1 protein-coding gene is annotated in these 3,655 nt (G+C 73.6%); it reads left to right on the top strand.

What is annotated here, in order from left to right:
- Positions 1 to 3,655, top strand: a 3,655-nt coding sequence (locus AB4112_RS35870) for a condensation domain-containing protein (RefSeq protein ID WP_441727227.1), incomplete at both ends; no start/stop codon positions are given.

Genomic DNA, 3,655 nt, shown 5'->3' on the forward strand with positions numbered 1-3,655 from the left:
GGTTCGTGGTGCCGAACCCGTTGGGGCAGCCCGGCAGCCGGATGTACCGCAGCGGCGACCTGGTGCGGCGTCGACCGGACGGGGCGATCGAGTATCTCGGGCGTCTGGACCACCAGGTGAAGCTGCGGGGCCTCAGGATCGAGCTGGGGGAGATCGAGGCGGGCTTGAGGTCGCATCCGGGGATCCGGGATGCGGTGGTGGTGGTGCGGGACGGGCGCCTGGTCGGCTACGTCGCCGCGGACGCCGCGCCGGACGAGGCGGCGGTGAAGGCCCAACTGGCGACGAGCCTGCCGGACTACATGGTGCCGTCGAAGCTGGTGTGGCTGGAGCGGTTGCCGGTGTCGGCGAACGGCAAGCTGGACCGCAAGGCCCTGCCCGACCCGGAGTGGGAGAGCAGCGCCGGCCACGCCGAGCCCGAGGGCGAGACCGAACAGGCCATCGCCCGGATCTGGCGCGACGTCCTCGGACTCCAGCACGTCTCCCGAGACGACAATTTCTTCACCGTGGGTGGCGATTCCATCCAGTCGCTGCAGGTGATCGCCCGGGCGCGGCAGCAGGGGCTGGCGCTGACCCCGCGCGACATGTTCCAGCACCAGACCGTGCAGGCCCTGGCCGCCGTGGCGCGGCGTCAAGTCAGCATGCTGGCGGTCGAGCGCGGCCCCGCCTCCGGCCCGGCGCCGCTGACCCCGATCCAGCGCTGGTTCTTCGACACCGAGATTCCGGCCCGCCACCACTGGAACCAGTCGGTGCTGCTGGCGCCGCGCGAGGTGTTGGATCCGCAGGCGCTGCGGACGGCCCTGGCGGCGCTGGCCGGCCATCACGATGCGCTGCGCCTGCGCTTCACCCTCGATGCCGATGGCGCCTGGCACCAGCATTACGCCGATGCGGCGGATCAGGATTGGCTGTGGCAGCGCGCGGCAGCGGACGATGCCGCGCTGGAGCGCCTGGCCGACGAGGCCCAGCGCAGCCTGGACCTCGCCCAGGGTCCGCTGCTGCGGGCACTGCTGGTCGACCGCCCGGACGGCAGCCAGCGCCTGCTGCTGGCGGTCCATCACCTCGTGGTCGACGGCGTGTCCTGGCGCATCCTGCTGGAGGATCTCCAGGCCGCCTACCGCCAGATCGTGGCCGGCACGCCGGTGGCTCTGCCCGGCCGGACCGATGATTTCGGTGCCTGGGGCCGGCGGCTCGAGACCTACGCCGGCAGCCCGGCGCTGCAGGCGGAACTGCCGCACTGGACCGCCACCCTGGCGGGCGACGCCGTCGCGCTGCCAGTCGACCGGCCGGAGGGCGAGGCCACCGTCGCCCAGGCCCGGACGCACCGGCTGGCGCTGGACGCCAGCACCACCCGGCAGCTGCTGCGCCAGGCGCCGGCCGCCTACCGCACCCGCATCGACGACCTGCTGCTGGCGGCGCTGGCGCGGGTGCTGTGCCGCTGGACCGGCGGCGCATCGGTGCTGGTCGATCTCGAAGGCCATGGCCGCGATGCCCTGCCGGCCGAGGCGCTCGGCGGGCTCGACATCAGCCGCACGGTCGGCTGGTTCACCAGCCTCTATCCGGTGCGGCTGGCTCCCGGCGACGGTGGGCCGGCGGCGGTGATCAAGGCGGTGAAGGAACAGTTGCGCGCGGTGCCGCATCGCGGCATCGGCTACGGCGTGCTGCGCCATCTCGGCGACGCCGCGGCGCGGGCCACGCTGGCCGCGGCGCCGCGGGCTCAGGTGATGTTCAACTATCTCGGCCAGTTCGACGGCCTGCTGGACGCCGAGGGGGCGTTCGTGCCGGCGGCCGAGCCGCATGGGGCGCAGTCGGACGAAGGCGCGCCGCTGGGCCATGAGCTGGTGATCGACGGAAGGGTGATCGACGGCGCCCTGCGGCTCGACTGGCGCTTCAGCGGCGACCGCCTCGACGCCGCCACGGTCGAGGACCTGGCGGAGGCCTACCGCACCGAGCTGGCCGGCTTGGTCGCGCATTGCCTGAGCCCGGACGCCGGCGGCCTGACGCCGTCGGACCTGCCGCTGTCCGGGCTGGACCAGGCCGGGATCGACGCCCTGCCGGTGCCGGCCGCGGCGATCGTCGACGCCTATCCGCTGTCGCCGATGCAGCAGGGGCTGCTGTTCCACGCGCTGCACGCGCCGGAGGCGGGACTCTACGTCAACCAGATCAACGTCGAGCTCGACGGCCCACTCGACGGGCCGCGCTTCGTCCGGGCCTGGTCCGCGGCGATCGAGCAGCACGACATCCTGCGCACCGGCTTCCTGTGGGACGGCGACCTGCCGGCGCCGCTGCAGCTGGTGCAGCGCGGCCTGCCGCTGCCGGTCGAGCTCCGCGACGGCCGTGGCCTCGACGAGGTCCAGGTCGCGGCACTGGCCCGCGACGAGCGCGAGCGCGGCTTCGACCTGGCGGCCCCGCCGCTGATGCGGGTGCTGCTGCTGCGCCTGTCGCAGGATCGGCACCAGCTGATCTGGACCTTCCATCACATCCTGATGGATGGCTGGAGCACGGCGCGGCTGATCGGCGAGGTGCTGGCGCGGTATCGCGGCGAGACGCCGGCCGCCGGCAGCGGCCGCTACCGCGACCACATCGCCTGGCTGGCGGCCCGCGATCCCCAGGCGGACGAGGCCTTCTGGCGCGGCCAGCTCGGCCGGCTGGAGGCGCCGACCCGCCTGGCCGATGCGCTGCCCGCCCCGGCCGCCGGCGACGGGCACGGCCTGCTCAAGACCAGCCGCGACGCCGGCCGCACGGCGCGGCTGACCGCCTTCGCCCGGCGCGAACGCATCACGGTGAACACCCTGGTGCAGGGCGCCTGGTCGCTGCTGCTGGCGCGCTACACCGGCCAGGACAGCGTGGTGTTCGGCGCCACCGTTGCCGGCCGCCCGGCCGAGCTGGCCGGCGCCGAGACGCTGCTGGGCCTGTTCATCAACACCCTGCCGGTGATCCAGCAGCCGGTGCCGGAGGTGCGGGTGGGCGACTGGCTGCGCGAGGTCCAGGCGACCGGCCTGGCGCTGCGCGAGCACGAACACACGCCGCTGAACGACATCCAGCGCTGGGCCGGCCAAGGCGGCCAGACGCTGTTCGACACCCTGCTGGTGTTCGAGAACTACCCGATCGACCAGGCCGCGCGGGCCGGCGGCGACCTGCGCGTGGCCGCGGCCGAGACGGTGGAGGCGACGCATTATCCGCTGTCGCTGGCGGTCCAGGCCGGCGACACGCTCGACATCGCCTATGGCTATCGCCGCGACGCCTTTACTCCGGCGCAGATCGAGGCGCTGAGCCGGCATCTCGGCACCCTGCTCGACCGCCTGGCCGAGGATGCCGGGGCGGCGCTGGGCTCCCTGTCTCCGCTGGCCGAGGCGGATCTCGCCCAGCTGGCCGCGTGGCGGACCGAGCCCTATCGCGCGGAGCCCTATCGTTGCGTCCAGGACTGGATCGCGGGGCATGCGTCGTCGGATCCGGATCGGGTGTCGGTGGTGTTCGGCGACCGCGAGGTGAGCCGGGGCGAACTGGAGCGGCGGGCGAACCATCTGGCTCATCGCCTGGTGCGGTCGGGTGTAGGGCCGGATGTGCTGGTGGGTGTGCTGCTGGAGCGGTCGCCGGAGATGCTGGTGTCGCTGCTCGCGGTCTTGAAGGCGGGCGGGGCCTATGTGCCTCTGGCATCGGA

The organism is Inquilinus sp. 2KB_23 (assembly GCF_052115705.1).
In the GTDB taxonomy this organism is placed as follows: domain Bacteria; phylum Pseudomonadota; class Alphaproteobacteria; order DSM-16000; family Inquilinaceae; genus Inquilinus; species Inquilinus ginsengisoli_A.